Below are 24,204 nucleotides of genomic sequence, written 5' to 3'. Positions count from 1 at the left end.
TCCCGGCCGCTCCGAACATTCCCCGCAAGCGGTGATGGATCAACCGCGCCGCACGCATCTGGGATTTCGGATCGGCCGCGTCGCGCGGCTGCTGCGCTTGCGCCATGAGGCGCGCGCGAAACAGATGGGCCTGACCCCAGCACAAATGCACGCGCTTTCCGTTGTCCGTTACAATGAAGGGCGCAGCCAGCGCAGTATCGCCGAAACTCTGGATGTCGGTGAGGTGACGGCCGGGCGGTTGATTTGCCGGCTCGAAGCGAATGGCTGGGTGGAGCGACGGCCCGATCGTCATGACGGGCGGGTCATGCGCGTCTATCTCGGAAAGGGCGCGGCCGGCGTGCTGCGCAAACTCGATGAGATCGCGATGACCGAAGAGCGCGAGGCGCTGACCGGGATGAACGCCGCCGATATCGATCATCTGCTGCTCGGCCTCGATGCGATCTCGGCCAATCTCGGGCGTCCCATCGATCTGTCGATCATCGGAGACGAGAATTGACCGGGCGGGCCGGCGGGAACGCGCTACGGCTCGCCTGTGCGCCTAACTTCCGCGATCTCGGCGGGTTGCCGACGATGGATGGCGGCCAGGTACGCCCGGGGCGATTGTTCCGCTCCGATTTCGTTCACCGGCCCGATGGGGACGATCTGGCTGCGCTGGAAGGATGCGGCATTGGCTTGGTGCTTGATCTGCGCAGTGCATCCGAGGTGACAAGCCATCCCAATCACTATTGGCACGCGCGCGATGTGGAGGTGCTGACTTTCGACATCGGCACCGATGTCCGGGCCAAGGGATCATTCTGGGACGTCTTACGCGAAGACGCGAGTCCGCCACGCGTCGAAGCGCTCATCCACAGCATCTACCGGTCGATTCCAATCGCCGTGGCTCCGGCGTTGACGACCCTGTTCGATCGCCTGTCCAGGCCCGACGCACTGGGCGTGCTGTTGCATTGCACGGCCGGCAAGGACCGGACCGGCGTGGCCGTGGCGCTCCTGCTCCATGCGCTTGGCGTGACGCGCGAGGCGATCGTCGCGGATTATCTGGAAACGTGCGAGCGGTTGACAGATCGCGTGCTGGCGCGCGCGCGCAAGACGATGACCGAGGTAGCGGGCAAGCCGCTCGAAGAGGCGAGTCTGCGGTATCTCACTCATGTCGAAGCGGCGTTCCTCGATCAGAGCTGGAGCCGCCTCGACCGCAAATATGGCGGCGCGGACGCGTTTCTCGAGACCGAGGCGGGGCTGGATGAGGCGCGGCGGGCGGCGCTCAGGGCGGCGCTCGTCCAAGGCTACAATTGACCGGATTTGCCGCAAGAGGAGCAGGATGATGGCTGTCGATGATATTCGTTACCGCCGGCTGGGCTATGTTGCGCTCACCGTGACCGATCCGGCGCGCTCCATGGCATTCTATCGCGATGTCGTCGGCGTCGAGGCGTGGCAGGGGGCGGATGGCGAGACCGCGTTCCTGCGGTGCAGCGACCGGCATCATGATCTTGTGCTGAGCAAGGGTAGGGATCCCGCGCTCAAGCGGATCGGCTGGGAAATGGAATCGGCGAGGGCGCTGAACGCCGTGCGTGAGCATATGACCTCTCTGGGTATCTCCTGGCATCCGGTGAGCGACGCCGAAGCGGAGATGCTCGGGGTGAGCGAGGCGATCCGCATCACCGAACCGACCACCGGCGCGACCTTCGAATTCTACACGCAGATGGACAAGGCCCCTGCGCCGTTCCAGCCGACGCACACCCAGATCGCGCGCCTCGGTCATATCGTGCTGAGCAGCCCGGCCAAGACCGAGACCGAGCAGTTCCTGACCGATCAGCTCAACTTCCGCATCTCGGACCATATCGGGCCGGTGGTGACTTTCATGCGCTGCTTCCCCAATCCGCTGCACCACAGCTTCGGCGTGGGGCATGGCGATGCTGCGCAACTCGGCCATATCAACTTCATGGTCACCGACATCGACGATATCGGCCGAGCAAACGTGCGGATGAAGCGGGAGGGCGTGCAGATTGTCTACGGCCCCGGCCGCCATCCGACGTCGAACTCGATCTTCTTCTATTTCCTCGATCCCGATGGCATCACCGTGGAATACAGCTTCGGCATGGAGGAATTCCCCGAGTTCGATCCGCGTGCACCCCGGCAGTTTCCGCTGGTGCCCGAATCCTTCGACAGCTGGGGCGGTGTGCCCGAAACGACCTTCAGCAAGGTCGGCTCCGTCGAGCGTCTGGAGCCGGCGCGGAGTAAGCTCAGCTCAGGCTGAGGCCGCCGTCCACCACGATCGTCTGCCCGGCAATATAGTCCGCGAGCGGTGAGGCGAGGAACAGCGCGGCGTTGCCCATATCCTCCGGCTGGCCGATCCGTCCGCGCGGGATGGTCGTCAGCACCTTGTCCAAGCGTTCGGGGTGTTCGGTCGTCACTCTGGTCAGCTTGGTATCGACCAGGCCGGGCGCGATACCGTTGACGCGGATGCCTTCACCCGCCCACGCCTTGGCGAGTGTCCGCACGAGGCTGATCGCGCCAGCCTTCGATGCGCTGTAGGCCGGATTGCCGATATTGGCCTGAAAGCCCGAGATCGAACTGACGACGATGATCGATCCGCCGCCATCGGCCGCGAGCAGCGTGCGGAACTTGGTCGAGATGCCCATCACGCTGTCGAGATTGACCGCCATTACCTTGTCCCAGCCTTCGCGCTCGAACTCGCCGCGGCGATAGACGACCGTGCCCTGGGAGTGGACCAGGACATCGAGCTTGTCGAACGGGGGCTGCCTTGCCGCGACCGCATCGGGATTGGCGACGTCGACCTGCGCATAATGCAGTCCGGTCAGGTCGGACCCCTCGCTATCGTGATAGTCCGATGCGTTCGGCCGCGTGCCCCACACATGCACGACCGCACCGCAATCGAGGAAGGCGCGGGCAATGCCGTTGCCGATCCCGCTGCTGCCGCCCACGACCAGCACGGTCTTGCCGGTGAAATAGAAGGGCCCCATCCCGCTCTCCCGCATCATGCCGCGACCGCGCGCAGGTCGTCGCCATAAAGGGCGAGCGCGCGCTCCTCTTCCTTCCACAGCATATAGTCGGGAAACATCGTGTCGATCGCGCGATAATCTTTCAGCACCTCGCGCGCGACGACCATCTTGTGCACCTCGGTCGGCCCATCGGCGAGCCCGACATGATAGGAGTTGATCAGCGCATCGGTGAACGGCACCTGCGTCGTCACGCCCAACGCGCCGTGCAGGTGCAGCGCGCGCTCGGCGATGTCGTGCAGCACCTTGGGCATGATCGACTTCACCGCCGAGACATTCTTGCGGACAGCCTTCCAGTCCTTCGACTGATCGGCCAGCCAAGCGGTCTCGAGGACGAGCAGGCGAAACTGGCGCAGCTGGACCCAGCTGTCCGCGATCTTCTCCTGCACCATCTGCAGATCGGCGAGCCGTTTGCCCTTCGTCTCGCGGGAGACCATGCGTTCGCATAGCTGTTCGAAGCACTTCGTCGCCTCGGCCAGCGTCCGCATTGCATGGTGCATGCGTCCGCCGCTCAGCCGCACCTGCGCCACGGTGAAGGCCTCGCCGCGCCCGCCCAGCATATTCTCGGCCGGCACGCGGACATTGCTCCAGCGGACATGGCCGTGAACGTCCTCCGGTTCGCCATGGAAACCATAGTTGCGGACAATCGCGATTCCCGGGGTATCGGCAGGCACGATGAACATCGACGCGCGGGCATAGGGGCTGGCGGCGTCCGGATCGGTAACGGCCATGACGATGTAGAAATTCGCAAAGCGCGCGTTCGATGCGAACCATTTCTCTCCGTTCAGCACCCAGTGATCGCCGTCCTGTACCGCGGTCATCCTGAATTGCAGTGGATCAGCGCCGCCCTGCGGCTCGGTGATGGTGAAGCAGGAAACGATCTCGTTGGCCAGCAGCGGCTCCAGCCAGCGCTTCTTCTGTTCGGGCGTGCCGTAATGGGCGAGGATCTCCGAATTGCCGGTGTCGGGGGCCTGGCAGCCGAACACGATCGGGCCGAAGCGCGAGCGGCCGATCTGCTCGTTCATCAGGGCGAGCTTCAACTGCCCATAGCCCTTGCCGCCGAGTTCAGGGCCAAGATGGCAGGCCCAGAGCCCGCGCGCCTTTACCTCGGCCTGAAGCGGGCGCACGAGTTGCTTGAAACGCGGATCGTGAATGTTCCACTGGCTGCCCAGCAGATGGTCGAGCGGCGCGACGCGGCTGTCCACGAAATCGCGGATCCAGTCGAGTTCGGGCTGGAATTCCGGATCGTTGGCAAAGCTCCACATGACATGTCTCCTGAACGACGCTGCGCCGCATCCGACGCTTTCAGTGGAGAAATAAGACCGCGCGGCGAGTCCGGTCCAATCGTTTAGTCTCGCGCAATTGATCGGAAATGGTTATCGATCGTGCCATGGATTTGAACGCTCGGCCCCTGCGCGCCTTCGTCGCCGTGGCGGAACTCGGATCGTTTCGCCGCGCGGCCTATCAGCTGGGTATCAGCCAACCCGCCTTGTCGGCGCAGATCCGTGAGATGGAGCGCCAGTTCGGTTTCGATCTGTTCGCGCGGACCAGCCGCCATGTGACGCTCACGGCAGAGGGCAGCCTGTTCCTGGATCGTGCGCGGCGACTCGTCCTGGAAACCGATTGGATGAACCAGGCGGCGCGCGCGATCCGGTCGGATGAACTGCGTGTCGGCGCGGCCCATCACAGCGCGCAGATCCCCGAGCGACAAGCGCTGATCGAACGGTTCATGCGGACCAATCCGGATGTGCCCCTCCGCATCCGTTCGCGCACCCATGCCCAGCTCTATGAGGAACTGGCGGGCAACGAGATCGATCTGGCTATCACGCTGGAGGTCAGCCCGGCCGGCATTCATCGCTCGGCACTTGATCCTGCGGCGGGCCGCGAGGTGCGGCGCTGGGTGCTGGGCGAGCGGCCGATCGGCCTGTTGCTGCCGGAGGAGATGGCCGGCGCGCCGGACGCGCTGACGGGAATGACGATCGGTCGCCTCAACCGCGCCCATGGCATTCCGCTCTCTGAAGCGGTGGCGCACTGGTTGGCGCAGGCGGGCGCGCATGCGGTGGACATGCCCGAGGGGGATGGGCCATCGCTCGTCCGCTATGGCGCGCTGCTGCGCCGTCCAGTCGTCTCGCTCGGCTGGTTCGGTGCACCGCCGCCCACCATGATCGAGCGGCAAGTCGCGACGTCACTCCGCACCGCGCTTGTGGTCCTCGCCCGCCCGGATGCCCAGCGGCGCGGCGCGGCGCGGTTCATCGCGATGCTCGATTCCGATCAGGAAACCGCGCGTGACCTCCCCTCCCAGTAGGGCGCGCGCAGCGTCTTGCGGTCGAGCTTGCCCAGGCCTGTCAGCGGCAGTTCCGCCACGAACTCCACGCTCTTGGGCGCCCAAGGACCGCCGCGCTTGTCCTTGACCAATTGCTGCAGCGTCGTGGCATCGACGCTCGCCCCGGCGCGCAGCGTGACGAAGGCGGTCACGGCCTCGCCCCATTTCGCGTCCGGAACGCCGATCACCGCCGCGAGCGCGATTGCAGGATGGGACATCAGCGCATCCTCCACCTCTCGTGGATAGATATTGAAGCCGCCGGAGATGATCATGTCCTTCGTGCGGTCGACGATGGTGATGTATCCGTCCGCATCGCGCACGCCGACATCGCCGGTGTGCAGCCAGCCGCCGGCAAAGGCCTGCTCGGTCATCTCCGGCTGCTGCCAATAACCGCTCATCACCAGCGGGCCGCGCGCGCAGATTTCGCCCGGCTCGCCCGATGCCACCTCGTTGAGTTGGGCGTCGAGCAGGCGGATGTCCATCATCGGCGCGGCCAGACCACAGGAGCCGAGCCGCTCGGGCTTGCTCAGGTCGTGGTCCGCCTTGCGCAGCGTCGTCATCGTCTGCGGGCATTCCGACTGGCCATAGAGTTGCAGGAACACCGGCCCGAAAATGCTGATCCCCTCGCGCAGCCGGTCCGGCGACATCGGCGCGGCGCCATAGATGATGATCTCCAGCGACGAGAGATCGTGTCGCGCGCGAATATCGGCGGCATCGATGAGCGTGTTGATGAGCGTCGGCACCAGGAAGGTGGCGTTCAGCTTTTCCCGTTCCACCGTCGCGCAGAAAATGCTGGTGTCCCAGCCCTGAAGCAGCCGGGCATAGCCGCCCTGATGCATGATCGGATACAGGTTGATGCCGCCCGCATGGCTGATCGGCGTGACCATCGCATAGCGCGGCAGCGCAGGCCATTCCCATTCCGCGGTGATGTTCTGGTTCATCGCCACGATCGAACGGTGGGATAGCATGACACCCTTCGACCGGCCGGTCGTGCCACCGGTATAGACCAGCCAGGCGATGTCCTCACTTTCCGCCTCGTCGGTGAGCGGCGCGGGAGCTGCGGCGTCGATCCGCGCACTGAGATCGTCGAAAGCATCGCACGGCCCCATCGCCACGATCGCGCCCAGCGAGGGCGCTCGGTCACGGATCGCCTGCGCGCGTTCGGCGAACTTGCCGGGATCGACGATCAATATGTTCGCCAGGCTGTCCGCCACGATATGGACATGATCGTCCTCCGCCGCGAGCGGATGCATTGGGGTATAGCGCACTCCCATCAGGTTCGCCGCGCACAGGATCGCCCAGGGCTCGGCGCGATTGGCGGTCAGCATCGCGATTCCATCGCCGCGCTTCAGTCCCAGTTCGCGCAGGGCCGTGATCGCCTTGCCGATACGGTCGCCCAGATCGCGATAACTCAGCGACTGAGTCCCGTCGCTGATCATTTCGCGATCCCCGAAACGGGCGAGTGCGCTGATGATGACGCGGCCCAGCGTGCCGCGGCCGGCCGGGTCGGCGATCATCAGGCGTTGGTGGCGAGCGCGCTCGCCATGTCGAGGTCGAGCGCCGCCTGCAGCGACCGCTTGGCGGTCGTGTCGGTCACTTCCTGGGTCTGCATGTCATAGGGGTTCATCACGGACGAAGCCATCATGTGCATGATATTCTGGCGATAGGAGAGGAACAGCGAATCGAGGCTCGGCGCATCGCTCGCCCCGTTCGCCACCAGCACCTCCCGGTAATGCGCGATCAGGTTTCGTTCGTTGGCTCGGCGATCCTCCACCGTCAGGCTGGAAAGCAGCATCTCGGCGTGGTCGTGCCCCGGCGCGCCCGGGAAGGTGCATTGCCAGTCGAGGAAGCCTGGCGAGCCATCCGCCTCGAAGAACAGGTTTCCGCCGTGGCAGTCGCCATGCAGCAGCGTCGGCACGCGCGCATCGTCATGTGCCCACATCTGCTCCAGCCAGGTCAGGCATTGTTCGGGCGAGGGCAGCACCTGCCGGAGGAGGTCGCCATAGCTTCGTTCCTGCACCTCGACCCAGTGTTTCGGGCGATAGAGATAGCGCAGATAGGTGCGCTGCGGCTGCGCCCATTCAGCATAGCCGGGCAGGCGCGGATCGTTCCAGAAGCGCGCATGAAGCTGCGCCTGCCCTTCGAGGATCGCCGCCGCGAGATCGGGCGAGACATAGTCGGTGGCATGGCCAAACCGCACGTTGCGCCGGGTCATGTCCTCCAGGATCAGCACGCCCTGCCGCTCGTCCTCGTCGATCCCCGCGAAATAGACAGTTGGTATGTTGATCGGTGCGTCCTGCGCCAGTTCGGCGTAAAAGCGCGCCTCCTGGATCAGAGCGGCCCAGACGCGGCGGCGCATCACAGGATCGAACCCGCCCTTCACATAAACCGTATCGGGCAGGTCGGCATGGCCGCCATCGTCATCCCACAGCAGGGCGAAGCGTGCCGAGGTTGAGGTGCCGGCGCGTTCGGCGTCGCGCTCCGCCGCTGCCACGCGCACACCCGGAAAGCGGGTCGCCAATGCATCGCTCAGCCATTCGGGCGTCACCTCGTCCAGCGCCATCGGCAATCGCATGCGTGTGGTCTGCAGGCTCATTCGCCAATTCCTCCTGTCGCTCTCCGGCGTCTCGAAATCGTCGCGACGACGCTCGAGTCTTGTTGATCTTTGCAGCAGAATATAGTCAAACGTTTTAGGTAATACCATACGAAAAGGGAGGGCGGTGAATGCGCGTCTGGGAAAATCGCGATGGCTGGGGAATTGATCGGTTGGTGCTCGCCGATCGTGATGCGCCTGCCGAGCCTGGTGCTGGCGAGGTGAAGCTGCGCATGCTGGCCGCTGCCGTCAATTACCGAGATTGGGTGACTGTCACCAACAAGACCCCGTTTGGCGCGCTGCCGCAAATTCCCTTCTCGGATGCCTGCGGCGAAGTGCTGGCGGTGGGCGCGGGCGTGACGCGGGTGGCGGCGGGCGATCTGGTTTGCCCAAGCTTTTTCCATGGATGGATCGATGGGCCGCCCACCGCGGCGAATCGAGCCATATCGCTCGGCTCGGCGTCGCATGCGGGCATCTTGCAGGATGAAATGGTGCTGTCGGCCGAGCATGTATCGCGCGCGCCGAAGGGGTTAAGCGCGATCGAGGCGGCAACCTTGCCCTGCGCCGGTCTCACAGCCTGGCGCGCGGTGGTGGTCGAGGGGCAGGTCAAGCCTGGTGATGTCGTCGTGGTGCAGGGCACCGGCGGTGTGTCGATCTTCGCGCTCCAGTTCGCGAAGATGCGCGGCGCAACCGTCATCGCCACGTCGAGCAGCGACGAGAAACTCGAGCGCGCCAAGGCGCTGGGCGCGGATCACTTGATCAATTATCGCGATACGCCCGAATGGGGAAAGGCGGTGCTGGCGCTGACCGATGGCCATGGCGCCGATCTGGTCGTCGAGGTCGGTGGCGCGGGCACCATAAGCCAGTCGCTGATCGCCGCTGCCGTCGCTGGCCGTATCCTCGTGATCGGCGTGCTGGGCGGGCGTTCCCAGGAACTTCTGATGCCGGCGATCTTCGGCAAGAATCTGCGGATCATCGGCATTTCGGTGGGAAGCCGTCAGATGTTCGACGATATGGCCGCCGCGATCGAAGCGCATGGTCTTCGTCCCGTCATCGACCATGTCTACGCTTTCGGCGAGGTTCCGGACGCGTTGCGCGCGATGGAGGGTGCCGGGCACTTCGGCAAGCTGGCGATCGATTTCACGACATGAGCCCGCCGCTCGCGCTGATCCTGCATGGACTTGGGCATGACCCCGCTACGGCGGTGGCGACCTTCGCACCCGCGCTGCCTCCGGCCATGCCGCTTCTCGCACCGGCCGGGGCGCTGCCGTTCGGCGAGAATGGCGGCCGCGCCTGGTTCGGCGTCACCTTCATTGATGGCGGCCCCGTAGCGGATGCCGCGCAGGAGGCCGCCAGCCGCGCAGATCTGATCGCGCTGGCGGAGGCGCTGGACCGTCCGGCGCTGCTGCTCGGCTTCGGGCAGGGCGGTGTGATCGCATTGACCGCGTTTCTGGCGCGCCCCGATCTGTTCGCTGGCTGCGCGGTCGCTGGCGGCCGTTTACTGCTTGAGGCCCTTCCGGGCCTGCCGCCCATGCCGGCGCACCGCGGCAAGCCGGTCTTCTGGGCGCATGGCCGGTCCGATCCCGCCATCGCTTTCGCTGCTGCGCAGGCCGGGCGGGCGGCGCTGGCCGCCTATGATGTTTCGCTCGCCATCGTCGATCACGACGGTGGGCACGACCTGCCGCGGACGGCCGCGGACGGCCTGCGCGACTGGCTCGATCAACTAGTCCAGACGCCCTGAATTAGAATATTTGCTTTATATTATTATCCGCATTCAACGACGAGGATTTCACCATGGATTTCACCTTTCCCGCCGATGACGATCCCCGCCGGATCGAGATCCGCGCCTGGTTCGAGGCGAACCCCGATCCGAGCGGCAAACAGATTGCCGATCGTGGCCTCGCCGCCGCAAACTGGCCCGAGCCTTGGGGGCTGGGCGCCGATCCGGAGATGATGCTGATCATCGAATCCGAATTCGAGCGGGCGGGCGTGGTGATGCCTTCGCTCCACAATCCGATCGCGGTCAACCAGTGCGGCCAGTCGCTGCTCGCCTGGGGCACCGACGCGCAGCGGCAGGAGCTGTTGCCCGATGCGCTCTCCGGCAAGTCGCAATGGTGCATGCTGTTCTCCGAGCCCGCCGGCGGCTCCGATCTCGGCGCGTTGCGCACCACGGCGCGGCGCGAGGGTGATCATTATGTGATCAACGGTCAGAAAATCTGGAATTCGGGCGCGGACCGCTCGCAGATCGGCGTCGTCATCGCGCGCACCGATCCCGCCGCGCCCAAGCACAAGGGGCTGACCCAGTTCATCGTGGATATGAACGCGCCCGGCATCACCGTCCGCCCGATCATCGACATGACCGGTGAGGACAACGAATATAACGAGGTCTTCTTCGAAGAGGTGCGCGTCCCCGTCACGCGCCGGCTGGGCGAGGAGGGCGATGGCTGGCGTATCACGATGGAGCAGCTCCAGACCGAGCGGCAGAGCATGACCAAGCCGGGCGCGGTCTGGGGCATGGGCCCGACTGCGCGTGACCTGATGGACGGCCTGATCAAGACCGGGCGCATTGCCGACCCCCTGATCCGCGACGAAGCGGCTCGCCTCTATATCGAGGGCGAGTTGCTGCGTCTCATCAGCTTTCGGCACCTCAGCAACAAGATCAACGGCAAGCCTGCGGGGCTGGAAGGCAATGCGGGCAAGATGGTGGCATCGCCGCACGGCCAGGCGCTGACCGATCTCGCCAAGCGCAGCCAGGGCGTGGCGGGCATGGTCTATGGCAAGGACGTGCTGCCCCTGCCCGACAAGCATTTCGGATTGTTCGACAATTGGGACTATGCCTATTGGTTCAGCCCCGCGACGACCCTGGGGGTCGGCACCCAGGAAATCCTGAAGAACACCATAGCCGAGCGTGTCCTCGGCCTGCCGCGCGACAGCGATCCGACCGCGCGGATGCCGTTCAACGAAATCGGGCGTGCATCGCCCAAAGCCGCCTGAGGGGGAGCGCAGCGATGAACTTCACATTGAGCGACGATCATATCGCCCTGCGCGATTCCGCCCGCGGTTTTCTGGAAAAGGAGGTCGATCTCGCCCCGCTGCTGGTGCCAGGCGCGACGGTGGAGCAGGCCGGTTACGGCCCGCTCTGGACCAAGGCCGCCGGGCTGGGCTGGCCGGGGATGGTGGTACCGGAGGCTTATGGCGGCCTCGGCATGGACTATCTCGATCTGATCATGGTGATCGGAGAGGCGGGGCGCACGCTTGCGTCGATGCCGCTGTTTGGCACCTTGGCGGGAAGCTGGGCGATCGAGGCGGGAGGTGACGAAACGCAAAAGGCCGAACTGCTCGGCACGGTCGCGGCGGGCGAAGCGAAGCTTGCACTGGCGGTTGCCGACGCAAATGGCAGCTACGAACCCGGCGCGGCGGAAGTGAAGGCTGCGCGCGATGGCGATGGCTATCGTCTCACCGGCACGCGGGCCTTCGTGGTCGACGCCGCATCCGCTGACCGGCTGGTGGTCGCCGCCGAACTGGACGGCGCACGGCGCTGGTTCGTGGTCGATGCCGCCGCTGCGCAGATCGAACGGCTGGACTGGCGCGACATCACACGCGAGGTGTGCAGCGTGCGCCTCGAGGGTGCCGCCGCCACCCTGCTGGCGGGCGATGCCGATGCGGTCTGGCCCTTCGTGCGCGACCGGCTGTATCTGGTGCTGGCGGCGGAAAGCGCGGCGGGCATCGAGGCGGTGCTGGCCGATGCGATCGGCTATGCGAACGAGCGCGTCGCATTCGGCCGCCCGATCGGGGCGTTCCAGGCGATCAAGCATCAGCTTGCCGAGATCGCCGGCCAATCCGAATGCGCCAATGTCGGCGTGCAATATGCCGCCTGGGCGCTGAGCGCGGGTGACGAGACGGCCCCGCTCGCCGCCGCGATGGCGCAGAGCTATGCCAGCGAGGCGTATCGTGCGGCGACGCATCGTAACATCCAGATATTCGGCGCGATCGGCTTCACCTGGGAGATGAAGAACCATCTCTTTTACAAGCGCGCGCGGTGCAATGCCGAACTGCTCGGCGCACCGTCGCGGCAGCGGGAAGATGTGGTTCGGATTCTCGAGCGGAAGGCGGCATGAGCGGGATGCCGCCGGTCGCCGCGGCCGCAGTGGCGCGGCGATCGGTTCGCGCCTTCACGGCGGAGCCGGTGCCGGGCGAAGCTATCGAGGCCATACTGGCAGCGGCTTTGCGCGCGCCTTCGGGCGGGAATCTCCAGCCCTGGCATATCCATGTCGTGCGTGGCGGCGCGCTTGCCCGGCTGACGGCGGCGATGCGGCTCGCACAGGAGGCGGGGGAGCAGGAGGTGCCCAACCATCCCGTCTATCCGGAGGGCCTATGGGAGCCCTATCGCAGCCGCCGCTTCGAGAATGGCGAGGATCTCTACCGCACCATCGGCATCGAACGTTCGGACAAGGCCGGACGCCTGCGCCAGCTGGCCCAGAATTATCAGCTGTTCGGAGCACCGGCCGGCCTGTTCTTCGCGATCGACCGGCGCATGGGCAGGGCGCAGTGGATCGATCTCGGCATGGTGATGCAGACGGTGATGCTGGTGGCGCTGGAGCACGGCCTCGCCACCTGTCCGCAGGCGGCCTGGGCTCTGTGGCCCGACACGCTGGGCGAACTGCTCGGGCTGGACGAGCATATGATGATCGCGGCCGGCATGGCGCTCGGCCATGAAGACACCGCCCATCCGATCAACACCCTGCGCACGACACGCCAGTCATTGGACGAAGGTGTGACCTGGCATGACTGATTCTTCCATCCGCGTGCATCTGCGCGATCTCGCGACCCTCATTGATGCGCCCATCCCGCCCTCTCGTTGGGTTGCGATCCCGCAAGCCGCCATTCAGGCCTTCGCCGATCTGACCGGCGATCACGAATGGATTCATGTCGATGTCGAGCGGGCCAACCGGGAATTCGGCGGCACCATCGCGCACGGCTATCACATGCTTGCGCTGATCCCGGCGCTGGCGGACGAGACGCTGATCGTGGAAGGTGTACGCAATGGTCTCAACTATGGGATCGACCGGCTACGCTTCACCAATATGGTGCGGGGTGGCGCACGGGTGCGGATGCATCGCGTGCTGCTGTCGGTGGAACCGGAGCGGGGCGGCTGGATGACCCGCCACCGCTTCACGCTGGAAATCGAGGGCGAGGAACGCCCCGCCTTCGTCGCCGAAGCGCTGTTCCTGCTATTCGATGCCTAGGGACTAAGCTTAGCCAAGACCGCGAAGCGTCTCCGCCACGGCCTCGTCTTAATCGGGTTTAGATTCCAGCTTCGCCTGTGCCGCGAGTTTTTCGGCGCGTGGAAACAGGATGAACAGCCAGTCGGCGACGATCGCAGGCTTCGCCTTGCCTTCCACCTCGATCGAGTATTCCATCCGCAAGATCACACCGGCACCGCGCGGCACCACCTCGAGCACCTTGAGCCACAGCCTTATCCGATCGCCGCCATGTACCACCGAGAGGAAACGCACCTTGTCGAAGCCGTAGTTCAGGTCGGTCTCGACATCGTCGATATCGATCAGCGTCTGCGCGATCGGCGGGGCCATCGAAAGCGTGAGCAGGCCGTGGGCGATCGTGCCGCCGAACGCCGCGGTGGCGCGCGGCACGTCGCAATGGATCCAGTTGTGATCGCTCACGGCATCCGCATAGCCGTCGATCCGCTGCTGGCCCACTTTGATCCATTCGGACGGGCCGATCGTCGCGCCGACATGCGTGTGGAGATCGGCAAGCGTTGTTTTCAGCATCGCTCTGCCTGCTTCAGCACAGTCTTGCCGTTGCGGATCACCGTGACGCCGCGCTCCTTCACCCGCGCCTCGAACGAGACGATATCGTCGTCGCGCCAGAGGTCGACGAGGAGCGTCTCGCCGGGAAAGACCGGGGCGGAAAAGCGTACGGCGTGATGGTGGACACGCGCGGGATCGTGGTCGCAATAGCTGGCCATCACCGCGCGCAGGCAGATGGCATAGCTGCATAGGCCGTGGAGAATCGGTTGCGAAAACCCCGCGCGCCGTGCGGTTTCCGGATCGGCGTGCAGCGGATTGGCGTCGCCGGACTGGCGATAGAGCAGCGCCTGGTTGCGGTGTGTTGCGATCTCCACGGTCCGATCGGGCGCGCGAGTGGGCACCGCGTGGGGTGCCGGCTGCGGTGCAGTCGATCCGCCGAACCCCCCATCGGCGCGCGCGAAGGCCGTGGTGACGACGCGAGCGAACGGTGTGTCGTCGCCATCCAGCGTCAGCAGCGTCTCATGTGCGAACACCGCGCCCTTACCCTGCCCCTTGTCCCATGCTTCCAGCATTCGAAGCCGCGCCGTGCCGCGTCCTTCGACCGGTACCGGCCGGTGCAGCGTGAACGCGTGCTCGCCATGCAGCACCTGCGAATAATCATAGCCGATCAGGTCACCCAATCCGTCGTTGAAGGCGGGCGTGACCACGAAGCTTGGCATGGCGGCCTGGCGAGGCTCGTAGACGAAGGCCAGCTCGCGTTCGTCCAACGGGTCGGACGGCATGCCGATCCCCAGCGCGTAGAGCATCGTATCCTTGCGCGACCATTCGAAGCGCACCTCGCGGCGCAGGGCCATGATTTCGGCATGGCTGAGCATCAGGACAATGCCCCGCCATCCACGATGAAACTCTGCCCGGTCGTCCATTGCGAAGCGGGGGAGGCGAGATAGACGGCGATACCGGCCAGATCGTCCGGCTCGCCGATCCGCTTGATCCGCAGTTTCGCGACATAGGCGGCTTCGGCTTCCGCATCTTCCCACAACGACCGCGACAGGTCTGTGCGGACCAGCCCTGGCAATATCGCGTTCACCCGGATCTTCGCCTCGCCCAGTTCGAGCGCGAGCGCCCGGACCAGCGCAAGGTCAGCCGCCTTGGAGATGCTGTAAGCGCCGTTCATCGGATTGGCCCGCATCGCGCCGATCGACGAGACGATGATGATCGATCCGCCGCCGCGCTCCGCCATTTTTGGCGCTGCAAACGCTGCGAGCCGGTTGTTGGCCAGCACGTTGAACTGAAAGGTCCGCAGGAACGCCGCGTCGTCGATCTCGGCGAGCGGTCCGTTGTGAAAGCTCGCCGCGGCGTTGCAGACCAGAATGTCGGCCCCGCCGAATTCGCGGTCGGCATAGTCTGACAGCGCCGCCAGATCGTCCGCGTTTTCCATGTCGACCGGATGGACGCGAGTGGCCGCGCGTCCGACCAGCGCGTCGATCTCGGACGAGGCGGCTGCGCAGCTCGCCCCGTCGCGTGATGCGATGATCACCATCGCTCCGTGTTCCGCCAGCCGGTGTGCGATCGCCTTGCCGATTCCGCGCGAGCCGCCGGTGACGATCGCGCATTTGCCGGTCAGATCGAACAGACCCGTCGCCATTCCGCCTCTCCGATAATGCTTGCTTTTTCTCGTGCAGGATATTTGGAGTGCCGCTATCAATTAGTCAAACGAACGTTTTAGGAGGGCGAATGGCACGGCTTCAGGGCAAGGTCGCAGTGGTGACCGGCGGCGCGCGCGGACTGGGCAGGGCGACGGCGCTCGCCTTCGCGGCGGAAGGCGCCGATGTGGCGGTGGTCGATGTCGATCTGGACGGCGCGGCGCAGTTTGGCGAAGTGCTCGGCGCGGGCAGTGTCGCGGATGAGATCGCGGCGCTCGGTCCGCGCGGTATCGGTATCCAGGCGGATCTCACCGACCTCGATTCGGTTGCGCGGGCGTTTGCCCGGATCGAGGCGGAGCTTGGCCCTGTCGATATCCTCGCCAATGTCGCCGGCGGCGCGATCGTGCCGCTCGAGATCAGCCAGCCCTCGATCGTGCCGATCGCTGATGTCCGCACCATGTTCGACATCAATTATTTCACCGCGCTCCATTGCGTTCAGGCGGCGACGCCCGGGATGAAGGCGCGGGGGAGCGGGGCGATCATCAACGTCTCGACCATCGGCGCGGTGCTGACCGCCCCCGATGGCCGCGCATCGCATTACAGTTCGGCCAAGGCGGCGATCAGCCATCTGACGCGCGATCTTGCGGCTGAACTCGGCCCGCACGGCATCCGCGTCAACGCGATCGCGCCGGGGCTGATGGCGACGGGCCGGGTGAAGGCGCAGGCGGTGGCGCGCAATCTGGCTACCGCGGCCGACGCCGAACGGATCCCGCTGCGGCGGCTTGGCGAAGCGGCGGATATCGGCGGCCCGATGGTGTTTCTGGCCAGCGATGACGCGCGCTACGTGACCGGGCAGATCCTGTCCGTATGCGGCGGCATGGCGCTGGTCGCGAGCTGAGGCGGCGCCATGGATCTCGAACTGCACGGGAAACATGCGCTCGTGACCGGCGCGTCCAAGGGCATCGGCCGCGCCATCGCGGAGGGTCTGGCCTCCGAGGGGTGTGAACTGACCCTGGTCGCGCGCGATGTCGGCGCGCTCGATGCGCTGGCGGACGATCTGCGCGCGCGTGGCGCCGTGGCGCATGTCTGTCCAGCCGATCTGTCGCGGCCCGATGCGATCGCGGCGCTCGCGGATGCGGTGCGCGCGATCGATATTCTGGTGAACAATGCCGGCGCGATCCCGCCCGGCGGGCTGTTCGCCGTCGAGGACGCCCGGTGGCGCGAGGCATGGGATCTCAAGGTATTCGGCTTCATCAACCTTACCCGCGCGCTCTATCCGCGGTTGGCGGAGCGTGCCGGTGTGGTCTTGAACATCATCGGCATGGCGGGTGAGACGCTTCCGCCTGACTATATCGTGGGGGCCAGCGGCAATGCCGCGCTGATGGCCTTCACGCGTGTACTGGGCAAGTCTGCCCCGAAGGACGGGGTACGCGTGGTGGGGATCAATCCCGGCCCGGTGGGCACCGAGCGGCTGACGATGCTGATGCGCGCGCGTGCCGAACAGGAACTGGGCGACGCCGGGCGCTGGGAGGAACTGGCCACCTCAATGCCGTTCGGCCGTTTCGCTACGCCACGCGAGATCGCCGATGCGGCCGCCTTTCTGGCCTCGCCGCGTTCCGCTTACACGTCCGGGGCGATCCTCTCCATCCATGGCGGCATGGCTTGAGGGACTTTGCGCCGCCCTCTTGCGGCCAGATATAAATTAAAGCAAATGTATTGAATATCGGCCGGTAACGGTTTCGGCGCGTAACCATGAATTGGAGAGACGACATGGCGGATCAAGGCGCATCGGCGCCGGCGAGCGCGGCCGCCGAACCCGGAATGCTTCGTCTCGCGCCCCAAGCCTGGTACATCGTCGGGCTGCTCTGCTTCATGTATGTCTTCTCGTTCGTGGATCGCCTGATCCTCGGGCTGCTCGCGCCGGCGATCGGCCAGGATCTCGGCATCACCGACACGCAGCTCGGGTTGCTGATAGGCACGAGTTTCGCGATCGTCTATTCAATCGCGGGCGTGCCGGTGGCGCACTTTCTGGACCGTGCGAACCGCAAATATATTCTCGTCGCCGGCATCTTGCTGTGGAGCGCGGCGACGCTGGCCTCCGGCTTCGCCTGGAATTTCGCGACGCTCGCGGTGCTGCGTGCGGGCGTCGCCCTGGGTGAATCGGTGCTCACGCCCGCTGCGGTATCGCTCATCGCCGATCTGTTCCCGCGAGAGCGGCGCGTGTTGCCGATGTCGATCTATGCGATGGCGGCGGCGCTGATGGGGATCGGTGGGCTCATCATTGGCGCGGCGTCGCTTCAGCTCGCGGAACTTTACAGCGACGCGCTGGGCATGGAGCCCTGGCGGCTCGTGCTGATCCTGGTCGGCGTCCTGCCGCTGCTGCTCGGCATCCTGTTCGCGCTGACCACCCGCGAACCGAAGCGAGACCAGTTCGAGACGGCCTCGCAAGGGGCGGTCGAGGCGGCGGATACCCGCGAGTTCCTCGCCTATCTCAATCGCAACCGCGGTTTCTTCATCCCCTTCTATCTCGGCGCGGCGCTCATCGTCCTTTACCTGTTCGCGATCATGACATGGACGCCGACACTGCTGATCCGCGGCCATGGCGTCGCGGCCACTGATGCGGGCTATCTGTTCGGCTTTGTCGGCATGGCCACTGGGTTTGCCGGCGCGATCGCCTGGCCCCGCCTCGTCATTTTGAGCGGGCGGCGCGGCTGGCGCGAGCCGATCATCCTATGCACCGCCATCTCCTGCATCGTCGGCGCGCCATTCATGATCATTGCGCCTTCGCTGGGCGACATGACGCTCTTTCTGGCCGGCATGGGTGCGGCAGTCTTTGCGGGGACGGGGATCACGGCGCTCATGCCACTTGCGGTGCAGGCCTATGGTCCGCCCCGTCTTCGCGCGCGGCTGATGGCGCTGGTCATGCTCTCGCAAAGCCTGATCGGTTATGGCGCGGGCCCGCCGCTGGTCGCCGCGCTCGCCAAGCGCTGGCCCGGCGATCCCGGCGCGTTCGGCACGGCGATCACGATCTGCGGCCTCGTGACAGTTCCGGCGGCAGCGCTCTGCTACCTGCTTGCCCGCCGCGCACTGATCCGTCAGCCCCTGTACTGAAGCATCCGGCTCAGGCGTTACGCGCTACCAGCCCGCCATCGACCGGAATGGTCGTGCCGGTGATGTACGAGGCGGCGGGCAGGCACAGGCTCAGCGTCATCTGCGCGACCTCCTCCGGCTGGCCATAGCGGCGCAGCGCGGTGCGACGGCGGGCGAATTCCTGCTTGTCCCCGGGGCTGACGAATTTGGTCATCGGCGAGTCGATCGCTCCGGGGCAGATGCAGTTCGCGGTGATCCCCTCCGGCCCGAAATCGACCGCCATCGCGCGCGTCAGCCCCGCCACACCCGCCTTCACCGTGGCATAGGCGCTATCGTGCCTGGTCGTTCCCAGCGCCTCGGTCGAAGCGATGTTGACGATGCGGGGATGGGGCGACTGGCGCAACCAGGGCAGGGCGGATCGCACGACCAATTGTACGGCGGTGAGGTTGATCGTCACCATCCGCTGCCACAGATCGTCATAGCCCTCCGCATCCAACGCGCAGAAGCCGGCGATCCCGGCATTGTTGACGACGATGTCCACACCGCCCAGCGCTTCCGCGATGGCAGTGACGGTGGGGCGGATCGCATCACTGTCGGCCAGGTCGAGCGTGGTCGGCGTGGCGATCCCGTCGGCGGCTTGGATCTCTGCCGCCACCTCGGCAAGCCCGGCGGCATCGCGGTCGATCATCGCCACCCGTGCGCCCTCTGATGCGAACAGCCGAGCTGTGGCTGCGCCCATGCCGCTCGCGGCGCCGGTGACGATCGCCCGCAGGCCACGCACTGAGCGGAGGGTAGGGTCGGGCATCATGAGGTTTTCCTTTTCATGGCAAGGCGCAGCAGCTGGAGCCGGTCCACGCCGAAATACATGTCGGTGTCGTCGAGGAAGATGGTTGGCGATCCGAACGCCCCGCGTGCGATCGCCTCGTCCACATTGGCGCGCAGCGCGTCTTTGATGTCCTGCTCGGCGATGCGGGCCAGCAGCGGTTCGGGCGCGACGCCAACCTCGCGGCACAGTCCCGCGATCACCGCATCGTCCGACAACAGCCGCTCTTCGCCGAAATAGGCCCGAAAGGCGGCCCGAGCGAACGGCACCAGCTTGCCCTCCGGCTCAAGCACCAGGCAAGCGCGCATAACCTTGACGCTGTTGACCGGGTGCCCCTTCGGCGGGAAGGCGATCTCCACGCCCGTCGCTCGCGCCCAGTCCTGCATGTCCTTCAGCAGATAGTCGATCTTGCGCTTCGGCATGCGATCGACCGCGTTGAAGAATTCCACGCCGGGATTGACCGCGTTGAATATGCCGCCCACCAAGACCGGCCGCCACAGGATCGGTACGCCGAACTCGGCCGCCAGCGGCTGGATGCGCTCGAAGGCGAGATAGGTCCAGGGGCTGGAGCAATCGAAGAAGAATTCCAGCTTCATTCCGCCGCCTTCCATCCGAACAGCCGCGCCCGCGCCGCTGCATCCATGTCGTTGTTGCGCATGCCGTCGATCCCCTTGCCGGCAGCCAGCCCGCGCTGGACCTGGGGCCGCGCGCGAAGCTCCGCGAACCAGCGCTGCAACGCAGGAAAATCGTCGAGCGAAAGCCCCTGTTTCTTGTGTGTCATGATCCAGGGGAAGCAGGCGATGTCGGCGATCGAATAGTTGCCGGCGATGAATGCGCCGGTGCGGGCCAACTGGTTGTCCAGCACGCCGTAGAGCCTGTGGACCTCGTTGCCGTACCGCTCGATCGCATAGGGAACCGGCTCCGGCGCGTAGAGCCGGAAATGCCCGTTCTGCCCCGCCATCGGGCCCAGCCCGGCCATCTGCCACATCAGCCATTGGATCACATGACTGCGGCCCACGGTGTCGGCAGGGATCAGTCGTCTGGCCCTTTCCGCCAGATACAGCAGAATCGCTCCGCTTTCGAAGATCGCGATAGGCTCCGCGGCATCATGATCGACGATCGCCGGAATGCGCCCATTGGGGCTGATCGCCAGAAATTCCGGCGTGCGCGGCTGATCGAGCGGCACACGGATCAGGCGATAGGGCAGGCCCAGTTCCTCCAGGCAGATCGAGACCTTCCAGCCGTTCGGCGTTTCCGCATAATGAAGGTCGATCGCTGGCGCCGCGCCGCTCACGGCCCGGTGACTTCGGACAGGCGCACACGGGTGACAGGGTAGCCGGCATCTTGCGGGATGCAGAGCCAGCGATCGCCGTCCGCATCCCTGATCTCGGGCGATATGATCTGCGACCGGGTCGATCGCGCATGCGCGACGGCGGCGACATACCGGTCGCATCGCGCCAGCCGCTCCAGATTGCGCAGTGTGGGAAAGATGATCTGCAAGCTGCCCGCCGAAGCCGCATCGATCGCTTCTGCGGCAGTGATCCAGTGATGGCTGGCAGCCTCATCGGCATCTGTGACGATCTCGGGCTTGTGCCGTAGGCGGGCTATGTAGAACCGCGTATCGAAACGGCGATACTCGCCCAGATTGGGACACCAGCGCGCGAACGGCTCCAGTGCATCGAGGTCGATGGTTATGCCTTCGGCCTGCAGCAGGTCGGCGAACGGCTTTCCCGCTTTCAGGCTTTGCCGCCATTCAGCGATGATCGAGGCGTCGGGGATCGTGTCGAAGCCGACCGTAACCCCGGTTTCCTCGACCGTTTCGCGGATCGCAGCGATCCGCGCCGCACGCTCGTCTGGGTCGCCGCCGCCGCCGGTCGTGCGATCCCCTGCCGCCGCCAGTGCATGATCTTCGGCATCAATCCGGCCGCCGGGAAACACCAGCGCTCCTGCGGCGAACGCCATGCGCGCCGCGCGCTCGATCATGAGATGCTGCGCCGGACCATCATCCGTTTCATGAAACAGCACCAGTGTTGCGGCGGGTATCGCGGGGCGATCGGTGTCGATCATAGCTGCATTTCCTCTCCCGCAGCCGCCTGCCATGCGGCGTGCCATCAGGCGGGAAATGAAGCAGATTTATACAAGCGTTTCAACCGGTGTTTTGCTGACAGCGCCCTGTTAGCTCGAGACGGCAGTCGGTGTCTCCGTCAGGTCGAGCGTGTGGAGCTGGCGCGCCCGGTCCACCACCTTGGCATGGAGTTCCGCCTGATGTGCGGTCACTTCCGCCGCCGCGGCCTCCCGGTCCCGCGCGCGCAGGTGCGTGACCAGGCGGCGGCGAGATTCGATGACCAGATCGTAAACCTCGGGCTGGGTCTTCAGCAGAATCTGCGCCACCACCTCGGTCACCGAGTGGATCAGCAGAACCAGCGCTTCATTGTGCGCGGCACGCCCCAGATGGTCGTGGAACGAGCCAACCAGCCGCACTTTCTCGTGCAGGTCGATCTCGTCCCGACGGGCGACGGCTTCATCGATATTGGCTTCCAGCGCATCGAAATCCGCGTCCGTGCCGCGTTCGGCGGCCAGTTCGGCGGCGAAACGCAACAGGCAGGTGCGCGCCTCGGTGATGTTGTCGAGTGAGATCGCGCCCAGAAAGATGAGGTCGGTGATCGACCGCGTGACGGTGCGCGTGTCGCCGCTGCTCACGAAAGCGCCGCCGGTGATGCCGCGGCGGAACTGCAGGATGCCCGCCTCTTCCAGCGATCGCAAAGCTTCCCGCACGACCGGGCGTCCAACGCCCAGCGTTTCGGCCAGTTCGCGTTCAGACGGCAGCTTGTCTCCCGGCTTCAGCTTGCCGTTTCTGATGTCGTGGCGAATGCTGGCGCAGACATTCACAAAAAGACGTGCGGCCATGCTGCTTCCTGCTTCAAATGGCGACGCTGAGCGGTCTGATCGGCACGCGCGTCATTCGGCGGCTGCCGCTTGCTTCTTGGCGGATGCGGCGGATCGCCGCTTGGGCATAGCGGCATTACGGCGCCTTGCCGGGATTTGCGAGGCGTCGGAAATCGGGGCCTCGATCATGCCTGTGGCGGTGTCGACCAGATTGACCAATGGATCGAATTCGCTCCATTCGCGGCTCTTTCGACCGGTTGCGATGCTGGCTTCCAGCGCCGCCTGGACCGATATCACGTACCAGGCCAGGAAGATCAGGCGTTGGCGCATGACCTCTGCCGGAATGTCGGGCCGCAATTCTGCGATATGTTTTAACAGCCGTTGAAACACGAGGTAGTCAAGGCGCTGCATCAAGTCGCGCACCATGCGCCGTCGGGTAAACAGCACGCTGGCCAGGAAACGCGCGGAGTTCGGTTCGGGGTCGCTGAAGTAGCTATCCATCGAACCGAACACCATCACCTGTATGACGTCGCGGACGGATTTGGGGCCGCCGTCGCGATCCAGGTCGCTGAGCGCCTTGAGCCAGCCTTCCGTGGAGGCGCGCAGCACGTCGGATACCAGTTCCGCGACGAGCCCGTCCTTCGAGCCGAAATAATAATTGAGAGACCCGCCATTCTTCGCGCCCGCCGCGGCCACGATGTCACGGACCGTGCCCGCCTCGACGCCTTTCTCCGCAAACAGCTTGCGAGCGGCGAGTTTGATTCTGGTCCGCGTATCGAGGGTCTGTTTCATATGGAGTTGCTAATCCCAAAAGCCGGGAAAGTGTAGTAGCAGGATGATATTGTTAGTCGATTGTTCCAGCCCGCCAGGCTACACATATGTTCGGCCGGTCAAGAGCGACGGCGTTTCCAGCGCTGCGGGAACCCATAGCGACGCGCGCATTCGCGCCGGCGTCGCGATGCGCTCGCGCAATTGCGCGATATCCCATGCCAGCCGCTCCGGGTTCGTCGAATCGAAGCAGAGCCGCAGACTCTCGATCGAGACCGGGGAGATGACGTCGAGAAACACGTTCCGCCGCGCGGTCGCATATCGGTCGAGCACCTCCTCGCCGATCTCGCCGCGAACGACCGCGCCGAGCGCTTCGACGAGCAGAAACGCATCATACAGGCCGCCCATCAAACCGAAGCCGCTGGTGGGGTTGGTCAGATGCGCCGCATCTCCGGCCAGCAGCACACGTCCCTGCCGGTAGCGCGGCGCGGTGCGCTGGTGCATATTGTAGGGTGAGAAATTCTGAAGCGCATATGCTTCGTCGCCGGGAAGCGCGGCGCGCAGGAACGCCGGCATCCGGTCGAGCGCGCCTTCCACCGGCAGGGCGCGGTCTTCGGCATAGGTGAAGCGCCACAGGCCCGGCTCATTCAACTGATAGACCACCGCGCCGTGGACCGGGTCGATCAGATAGCAGGACCGCCAGCCGTGCGCGGCGAAGTCATAATGGATGTCGGTCGCGACGAAGCGGCGGTCCCAGGTGAACCCCTCCATCGGAAGTCCGATCGATCTGCGAACCGTGCTGCGCCCGCCATCCGTGCCGATCGTCCAGGCGGCATCCATGGTTTCCACGCCGTCGCCGCGCTCGATCGTCAGTTCCACGTGATCGCCGCATTGCGAAACGCTCGAAACCCGGCTGTTCCAATGGATGCGGGCGCTCGGCTTGCGCTCGAGATGGTTTAGCAGCACGCGCGCCAGCAGATGCTGCCCTAGCGTCAGCGAGAAGGGCGTGTCGGTATCGTCCGCTACAGCGCTGTGATCGAACACGATTGTTTCGCTGCTCGCCAGGACGCGCCAGCAGCGTTCATGCTCGATGCTGCCTGCCGCGATCATGTCGTCCAGCAAGCCGTGCGCGCGCAGCGCCTGCAGGATCGGCCAAGCATAGCCGATCGCGCGCGGCGAATAGACGATATCCGCCTCGGCCTCGAACAGATCGACCGCGATGCCCTGACGCGCCAGTCCGAGCGCACACATCAGGCCGACCGGCCCGCCGCCGACGATCGCCACGCTCATCGGTGC

At 65.4% G+C, this 24,204-nt stretch carries 27 protein-coding genes; 13 read left to right on the top strand and 14 right to left on the bottom strand.

What is annotated here, in order from left to right; all coding sequences use genetic code 11:
- Positions 1-34 precede the first annotated feature (34 nt).
- The 3 genes from K7G82_RS18600 to K7G82_RS18590 are packed head-to-tail and all read left to right on the top strand — an operon-like array spanning position 35 to position 2,251.
- Positions 35-496, top strand: a complete 462-nt coding sequence (locus K7G82_RS18600; RefSeq protein ID WP_222991395.1) for a MarR family winged helix-turn-helix transcriptional regulator — start codon at positions 35-37, stop codon at positions 494-496.
- Positions 493-1,290 carry a tyrosine-protein phosphatase gene (locus tag K7G82_RS18595; protein ID WP_222991394.1) on the top strand — a complete coding sequence of 266 codons (798 nt, stop codon included), beginning with the start codon at positions 493-495 and terminating at the stop codon, positions 1,288-1,290. Before K7G82_RS18600 ends, K7G82_RS18595 begins: the two co-directional genes overlap by 4 nt.
- 28 nt (positions 1,291-1,318) lie before the next feature.
- Positions 1,319-2,251 carry a VOC family protein gene (locus K7G82_RS18590; protein ID WP_222991393.1) on the top strand — a complete coding sequence of 311 codons (933 nt, stop codon included), beginning with the start codon at positions 1,319-1,321 and terminating at the stop codon, positions 2,249-2,251.
- On the opposite strand, the gene K7G82_RS18585 is transcribed toward K7G82_RS18590, so the two are convergent.
- Positions 2,238-2,978: an SDR family NAD(P)-dependent oxidoreductase gene (locus K7G82_RS18585; protein WP_222991392.1), complete on the bottom strand. Its 741-nt coding sequence runs from the start codon at positions 2,976-2,978 to the stop codon at positions 2,238-2,240. The genes K7G82_RS18590 and K7G82_RS18585 overlap by 14 nt on opposite strands.
- Before the next feature lie 14 nt (positions 2,979-2,992).
- Entirely contained in the window at positions 2,993-4,279 is a 1,287-nt protein-coding gene (locus K7G82_RS18580) for an acyl-CoA dehydrogenase family protein (protein WP_222991391.1), read from the bottom strand.
- A 125-nt stretch (positions 4,280-4,404) separates the two neighbouring features.
- Here K7G82_RS18580 and K7G82_RS18575 point away from each other — a divergent pair, with 125 nt between their 5' ends.
- Complete coding sequence (locus K7G82_RS18575; RefSeq protein WP_222991390.1) at positions 4,405-5,319, top strand: LysR family transcriptional regulator; 915 nt, start codon at positions 4,405-4,407, stop codon at positions 5,317-5,319.
- Here K7G82_RS18575 and K7G82_RS18570 read toward each other — a convergent pair.
- Positions 5,286-6,854: an AMP-binding protein gene (locus K7G82_RS18570; RefSeq protein WP_222991389.1), complete on the bottom strand. Its 1,569-nt coding sequence runs from the start codon at positions 6,852-6,854 to the stop codon at positions 5,286-5,288. The two genes, K7G82_RS18575 and K7G82_RS18570, sit on opposite strands and share 34 nt — an antisense overlap.
- Complete coding sequence (locus tag K7G82_RS18565) at positions 6,854-7,933, bottom strand: aminoglycoside phosphotransferase family protein (protein ID WP_222991388.1); 1,080 nt, start codon at positions 7,931-7,933, stop codon at positions 6,854-6,856. Before K7G82_RS18565 ends, K7G82_RS18570 begins: the two co-directional genes overlap by 1 nt.
- A gap of 128 nt (positions 7,934-8,061) precedes the next feature.
- On the opposite strand from K7G82_RS18565, the gene K7G82_RS18560 reads away from it, so the two are divergent.
- The 6 genes from K7G82_RS18560 to K7G82_RS18535 are packed head-to-tail and all read left to right on the top strand — an operon-like array spanning position 8,062 to position 13,176.
- Complete coding sequence (locus K7G82_RS18560) at positions 8,062-9,081, top strand: zinc-dependent alcohol dehydrogenase family protein (RefSeq protein WP_222991387.1); 1,020 nt, start codon at positions 8,062-8,064, stop codon at positions 9,079-9,081.
- Positions 9,078-9,671, top strand: a complete 594-nt coding sequence (locus tag K7G82_RS18555; protein WP_222991386.1) for an alpha/beta hydrolase — start codon at positions 9,078-9,080, stop codon at positions 9,669-9,671. The genes K7G82_RS18560 and K7G82_RS18555 overlap by 4 nt, the downstream gene beginning before the upstream one ends.
- A gap of 53 nt (positions 9,672-9,724) precedes the next feature.
- Positions 9,725-10,924: an acyl-CoA dehydrogenase family protein gene (locus tag K7G82_RS18550; protein ID WP_222991385.1), complete on the top strand. Its 1,200-nt coding sequence runs from the start codon at positions 9,725-9,727 to the stop codon at positions 10,922-10,924.
- A 14-nt stretch (positions 10,925-10,938) separates the two neighbouring features.
- Positions 10,939-12,048 (top strand): acyl-CoA dehydrogenase family protein, encoded by a 1,110-nt coding sequence (locus K7G82_RS18545; RefSeq protein ID WP_222991384.1) that lies wholly within the window; start codon positions 10,939-10,941, stop codon positions 12,046-12,048.
- Positions 12,045-12,722: a nitroreductase gene (locus K7G82_RS18540; protein ID WP_246623661.1), complete on the top strand. Its 678-nt coding sequence runs from the start codon at positions 12,045-12,047 to the stop codon at positions 12,720-12,722. The genes K7G82_RS18545 and K7G82_RS18540 overlap by 4 nt, the downstream gene beginning before the upstream one ends.
- Positions 12,723-12,735: 13 nt before the next feature.
- On the top strand, positions 12,736-13,176 hold the full coding sequence (locus tag K7G82_RS18535) for a MaoC family dehydratase (protein ID WP_222991383.1): 441 nt from the start codon (positions 12,736-12,738) through the stop codon (positions 13,174-13,176).
- Between the two features lie 48 nt (positions 13,177-13,224).
- On the opposite strand, the gene K7G82_RS18530 is transcribed toward K7G82_RS18535, so the two are convergent.
- Genes K7G82_RS18530 through K7G82_RS18520 form a run of 3 tightly spaced genes read right to left on the bottom strand, consistent with a single transcriptional unit; the run spans position 13,225 to position 15,343 of the window.
- Complete coding sequence (locus tag K7G82_RS18530; RefSeq protein ID WP_222991382.1) at positions 13,225-13,719, bottom strand: MaoC family dehydratase; 495 nt, start codon at positions 13,717-13,719, stop codon at positions 13,225-13,227.
- Positions 13,713-14,573: a MaoC/PaaZ C-terminal domain-containing protein gene (locus K7G82_RS18525; RefSeq protein ID WP_222991381.1), complete on the bottom strand. Its 861-nt coding sequence runs from the start codon at positions 14,571-14,573 to the stop codon at positions 13,713-13,715. Before K7G82_RS18525 ends, K7G82_RS18530 begins: the two co-directional genes overlap by 7 nt.
- Entirely contained in the window at positions 14,573-15,343 is a 771-nt protein-coding gene (locus K7G82_RS18520; RefSeq protein WP_222991380.1) for an SDR family NAD(P)-dependent oxidoreductase, read from the bottom strand. Before K7G82_RS18520 ends, K7G82_RS18525 begins: the two co-directional genes overlap by 1 nt.
- Before the next feature lie 89 nt (positions 15,344-15,432).
- Between K7G82_RS18520 and K7G82_RS18515 the strand changes: the two genes are divergently transcribed.
- The 3 genes from K7G82_RS18515 to K7G82_RS18505 all read left to right on the top strand — a co-directional run bounded on the left by K7G82_RS18515 (position 15,433) and on the right by K7G82_RS18505 (position 18,452).
- Positions 15,433-16,239 (top strand): SDR family NAD(P)-dependent oxidoreductase, encoded by an 807-nt coding sequence (locus K7G82_RS18515; RefSeq protein ID WP_222991379.1) that lies wholly within the window; start codon positions 15,433-15,435, stop codon positions 16,237-16,239.
- A gap of 9 nt (positions 16,240-16,248) precedes the next feature.
- Positions 16,249-17,007 (top strand): short-chain dehydrogenase/reductase, encoded by a 759-nt coding sequence (locus K7G82_RS18510; RefSeq protein WP_222991378.1) that lies wholly within the window; start codon positions 16,249-16,251, stop codon positions 17,005-17,007.
- A 104-nt stretch (positions 17,008-17,111) separates the two neighbouring features.
- Positions 17,112-18,452 carry an MFS transporter gene (locus K7G82_RS18505; protein WP_222991377.1) on the top strand — a complete coding sequence of 447 codons (1,341 nt, stop codon included), beginning with the start codon at positions 17,112-17,114 and terminating at the stop codon, positions 18,450-18,452.
- A 10-nt stretch (positions 18,453-18,462) separates the two neighbouring features.
- Here the strand turns inward: K7G82_RS18505 and K7G82_RS18500 are convergent, their stop codons facing one another.
- The 7 genes from K7G82_RS18500 to K7G82_RS18470 all read right to left on the bottom strand — a co-directional run bounded on the left by K7G82_RS18500 (position 18,463) and on the right by K7G82_RS18470 (position 24,198).
- The gene (locus tag K7G82_RS18500; protein ID WP_246623660.1) at positions 18,463-19,236 is read right to left on the bottom strand and encodes an SDR family NAD(P)-dependent oxidoreductase; all 774 of its coding nucleotides are present in this window, start codon (positions 19,234-19,236) and stop codon (positions 18,463-18,465) included.
- Positions 19,236-19,850 (bottom strand): 2-hydroxychromene-2-carboxylate isomerase, encoded by a 615-nt coding sequence (locus K7G82_RS18495; RefSeq protein ID WP_222991375.1) that lies wholly within the window; start codon positions 19,848-19,850, stop codon positions 19,236-19,238. The genes K7G82_RS18500 and K7G82_RS18495 overlap by 1 nt, the downstream gene beginning before the upstream one ends.
- Positions 19,847-20,548 carry a glutathione S-transferase N-terminal domain-containing protein gene (locus tag K7G82_RS18490; RefSeq protein WP_343228606.1) on the bottom strand — a complete coding sequence of 234 codons (702 nt, stop codon included), beginning with the start codon at positions 20,546-20,548 and terminating at the stop codon, positions 19,847-19,849. The genes K7G82_RS18495 and K7G82_RS18490 overlap by 4 nt, the downstream gene beginning before the upstream one ends.
- Positions 20,545-21,237 (bottom strand): NUDIX hydrolase, encoded by a 693-nt coding sequence (locus tag K7G82_RS18485; RefSeq protein ID WP_246623659.1) that lies wholly within the window; start codon positions 21,235-21,237, stop codon positions 20,545-20,547. The genes K7G82_RS18490 and K7G82_RS18485 overlap by 4 nt, the downstream gene beginning before the upstream one ends.
- 192 nt (positions 21,238-21,429) lie before the next feature.
- Complete coding sequence (locus K7G82_RS18480; protein WP_222991373.1) at positions 21,430-22,161, bottom strand: FadR/GntR family transcriptional regulator; 732 nt, start codon at positions 22,159-22,161, stop codon at positions 21,430-21,432.
- Between the two features lie 51 nt (positions 22,162-22,212).
- Complete coding sequence (locus tag K7G82_RS18475; protein WP_222991372.1) at positions 22,213-22,932, bottom strand: TetR/AcrR family transcriptional regulator; 720 nt, start codon at positions 22,930-22,932, stop codon at positions 22,213-22,215.
- Positions 22,933-23,010: 78 nt separating this feature from the next.
- Positions 23,011-24,198, bottom strand: coding sequence for an FAD-dependent oxidoreductase (locus K7G82_RS18470; protein WP_222991371.1), 1,188 nt, complete (start codon positions 24,196-24,198; stop codon positions 23,011-23,013).
- Between the last annotated feature and the right edge of the window lie 6 nt (positions 24,199-24,204).

It is taken from the genome of Sphingomonas colocasiae, from assembly GCF_019880585.1.
Taxonomy (GTDB): Bacteria; Pseudomonadota; Alphaproteobacteria; order Sphingomonadales; family Sphingomonadaceae; genus Sphingobium_A; species Sphingobium_A colocasiae.
This window is presented reverse-complemented; position numbering and strand designations above follow the sequence as displayed.

Bases quoted from the DNA above. Each gene is read 5' to 3' on its own strand.
- K7G82_RS18600 (WP_222991395.1), top strand. From the start codon at position 35: ATGGATCAACCGCGCCGCACGCATCTGGGATTTCGGATCGGCCGCGTC.
- K7G82_RS18590 (WP_222991393.1), top strand. From the start codon at position 1,319: ATGGCTGTCGATGATATTCGTTACCGCCGGCTGGGCTATGTTGCGCTC.
- K7G82_RS18585 (WP_222991392.1), bottom strand. From the start codon at position 2,978: ATGGGGCCCTTCTATTTCACCGGCAAGACCGTGCTGGTCGTGGGCGGC.
- K7G82_RS18580 (WP_222991391.1), bottom strand. From the start codon at position 4,279: ATGTGGAGCTTTGCCAACGATCCGGAATTCCAGCCCGAACTCGACTGG.
- K7G82_RS18575 (WP_222991390.1), top strand. From the start codon at position 4,405: ATGGATTTGAACGCTCGGCCCCTGCGCGCCTTCGTCGCCGTGGCGGAA.
- K7G82_RS18570 (WP_222991389.1), bottom strand. From the start codon at position 6,854: ATGATCGCCGACCCGGCCGGCCGCGGCACGCTGGGCCGCGTCATCATC.
- K7G82_RS18565 (WP_222991388.1), bottom strand. From the start codon at position 7,933: ATGAGCCTGCAGACCACACGCATGCGATTGCCGATGGCGCTGGACGAG.
- K7G82_RS18560 (WP_222991387.1), top strand. From the start codon at position 8,062: ATGCGCGTCTGGGAAAATCGCGATGGCTGGGGAATTGATCGGTTGGTG.
- K7G82_RS18555 (WP_222991386.1), top strand. From the start codon at position 9,078: ATGAGCCCGCCGCTCGCGCTGATCCTGCATGGACTTGGGCATGACCCC.
- K7G82_RS18550 (WP_222991385.1), top strand. From the start codon at position 9,725: ATGGATTTCACCTTTCCCGCCGATGACGATCCCCGCCGGATCGAGATC.
- K7G82_RS18545 (WP_222991384.1), top strand. From the start codon at position 10,939: ATGAACTTCACATTGAGCGACGATCATATCGCCCTGCGCGATTCCGCC.
- K7G82_RS18540 (WP_246623661.1), top strand. From the start codon at position 12,045: ATGAGCGGGATGCCGCCGGTCGCCGCGGCCGCAGTGGCGCGGCGATCG.
- K7G82_RS18530 (WP_222991382.1), bottom strand. From the start codon at position 13,719: ATGCTGAAAACAACGCTTGCCGATCTCCACACGCATGTCGGCGCGACG.
- K7G82_RS18525 (WP_222991381.1), bottom strand. From the start codon at position 14,573: ATGCTCAGCCATGCCGAAATCATGGCCCTGCGCCGCGAGGTGCGCTTC.
- K7G82_RS18520 (WP_222991380.1), bottom strand. From the start codon at position 15,343: ATGGCGACGGGTCTGTTCGATCTGACCGGCAAATGCGCGATCGTCACC.
- K7G82_RS18515 (WP_222991379.1), top strand. From the start codon at position 15,433: ATGGCACGGCTTCAGGGCAAGGTCGCAGTGGTGACCGGCGGCGCGCGC.
- K7G82_RS18510 (WP_222991378.1), top strand. From the start codon at position 16,249: ATGGATCTCGAACTGCACGGGAAACATGCGCTCGTGACCGGCGCGTCC.
- K7G82_RS18505 (WP_222991377.1), top strand. From the start codon at position 17,112: ATGGCGGATCAAGGCGCATCGGCGCCGGCGAGCGCGGCCGCCGAACCC.
- K7G82_RS18500 (WP_246623660.1), bottom strand. From the start codon at position 19,236: ATGCCCGACCCTACCCTCCGCTCAGTGCGTGGCCTGCGGGCGATCGTC.
- K7G82_RS18495 (WP_222991375.1), bottom strand. From the start codon at position 19,850: ATGAAGCTGGAATTCTTCTTCGATTGCTCCAGCCCCTGGACCTATCTC.
- K7G82_RS18485 (WP_246623659.1), bottom strand. From the start codon at position 21,237: ATGATCGAGCGCGCGGCGCGCATGGCGTTCGCCGCAGGAGCGCTGGTG.
- K7G82_RS18480 (WP_222991373.1), bottom strand. From the start codon at position 22,161: ATGGCCGCACGTCTTTTTGTGAATGTCTGCGCCAGCATTCGCCACGAC.
- K7G82_RS18475 (WP_222991372.1), bottom strand. From the start codon at position 22,932: ATGAAACAGACCCTCGATACGCGGACCAGAATCAAACTCGCCGCTCGC.
- K7G82_RS18470 (WP_222991371.1), bottom strand. From the start codon at position 24,198: ATGAGCGTGGCGATCGTCGGCGGCGGGCCGGTCGGCCTGATGTGTGCG.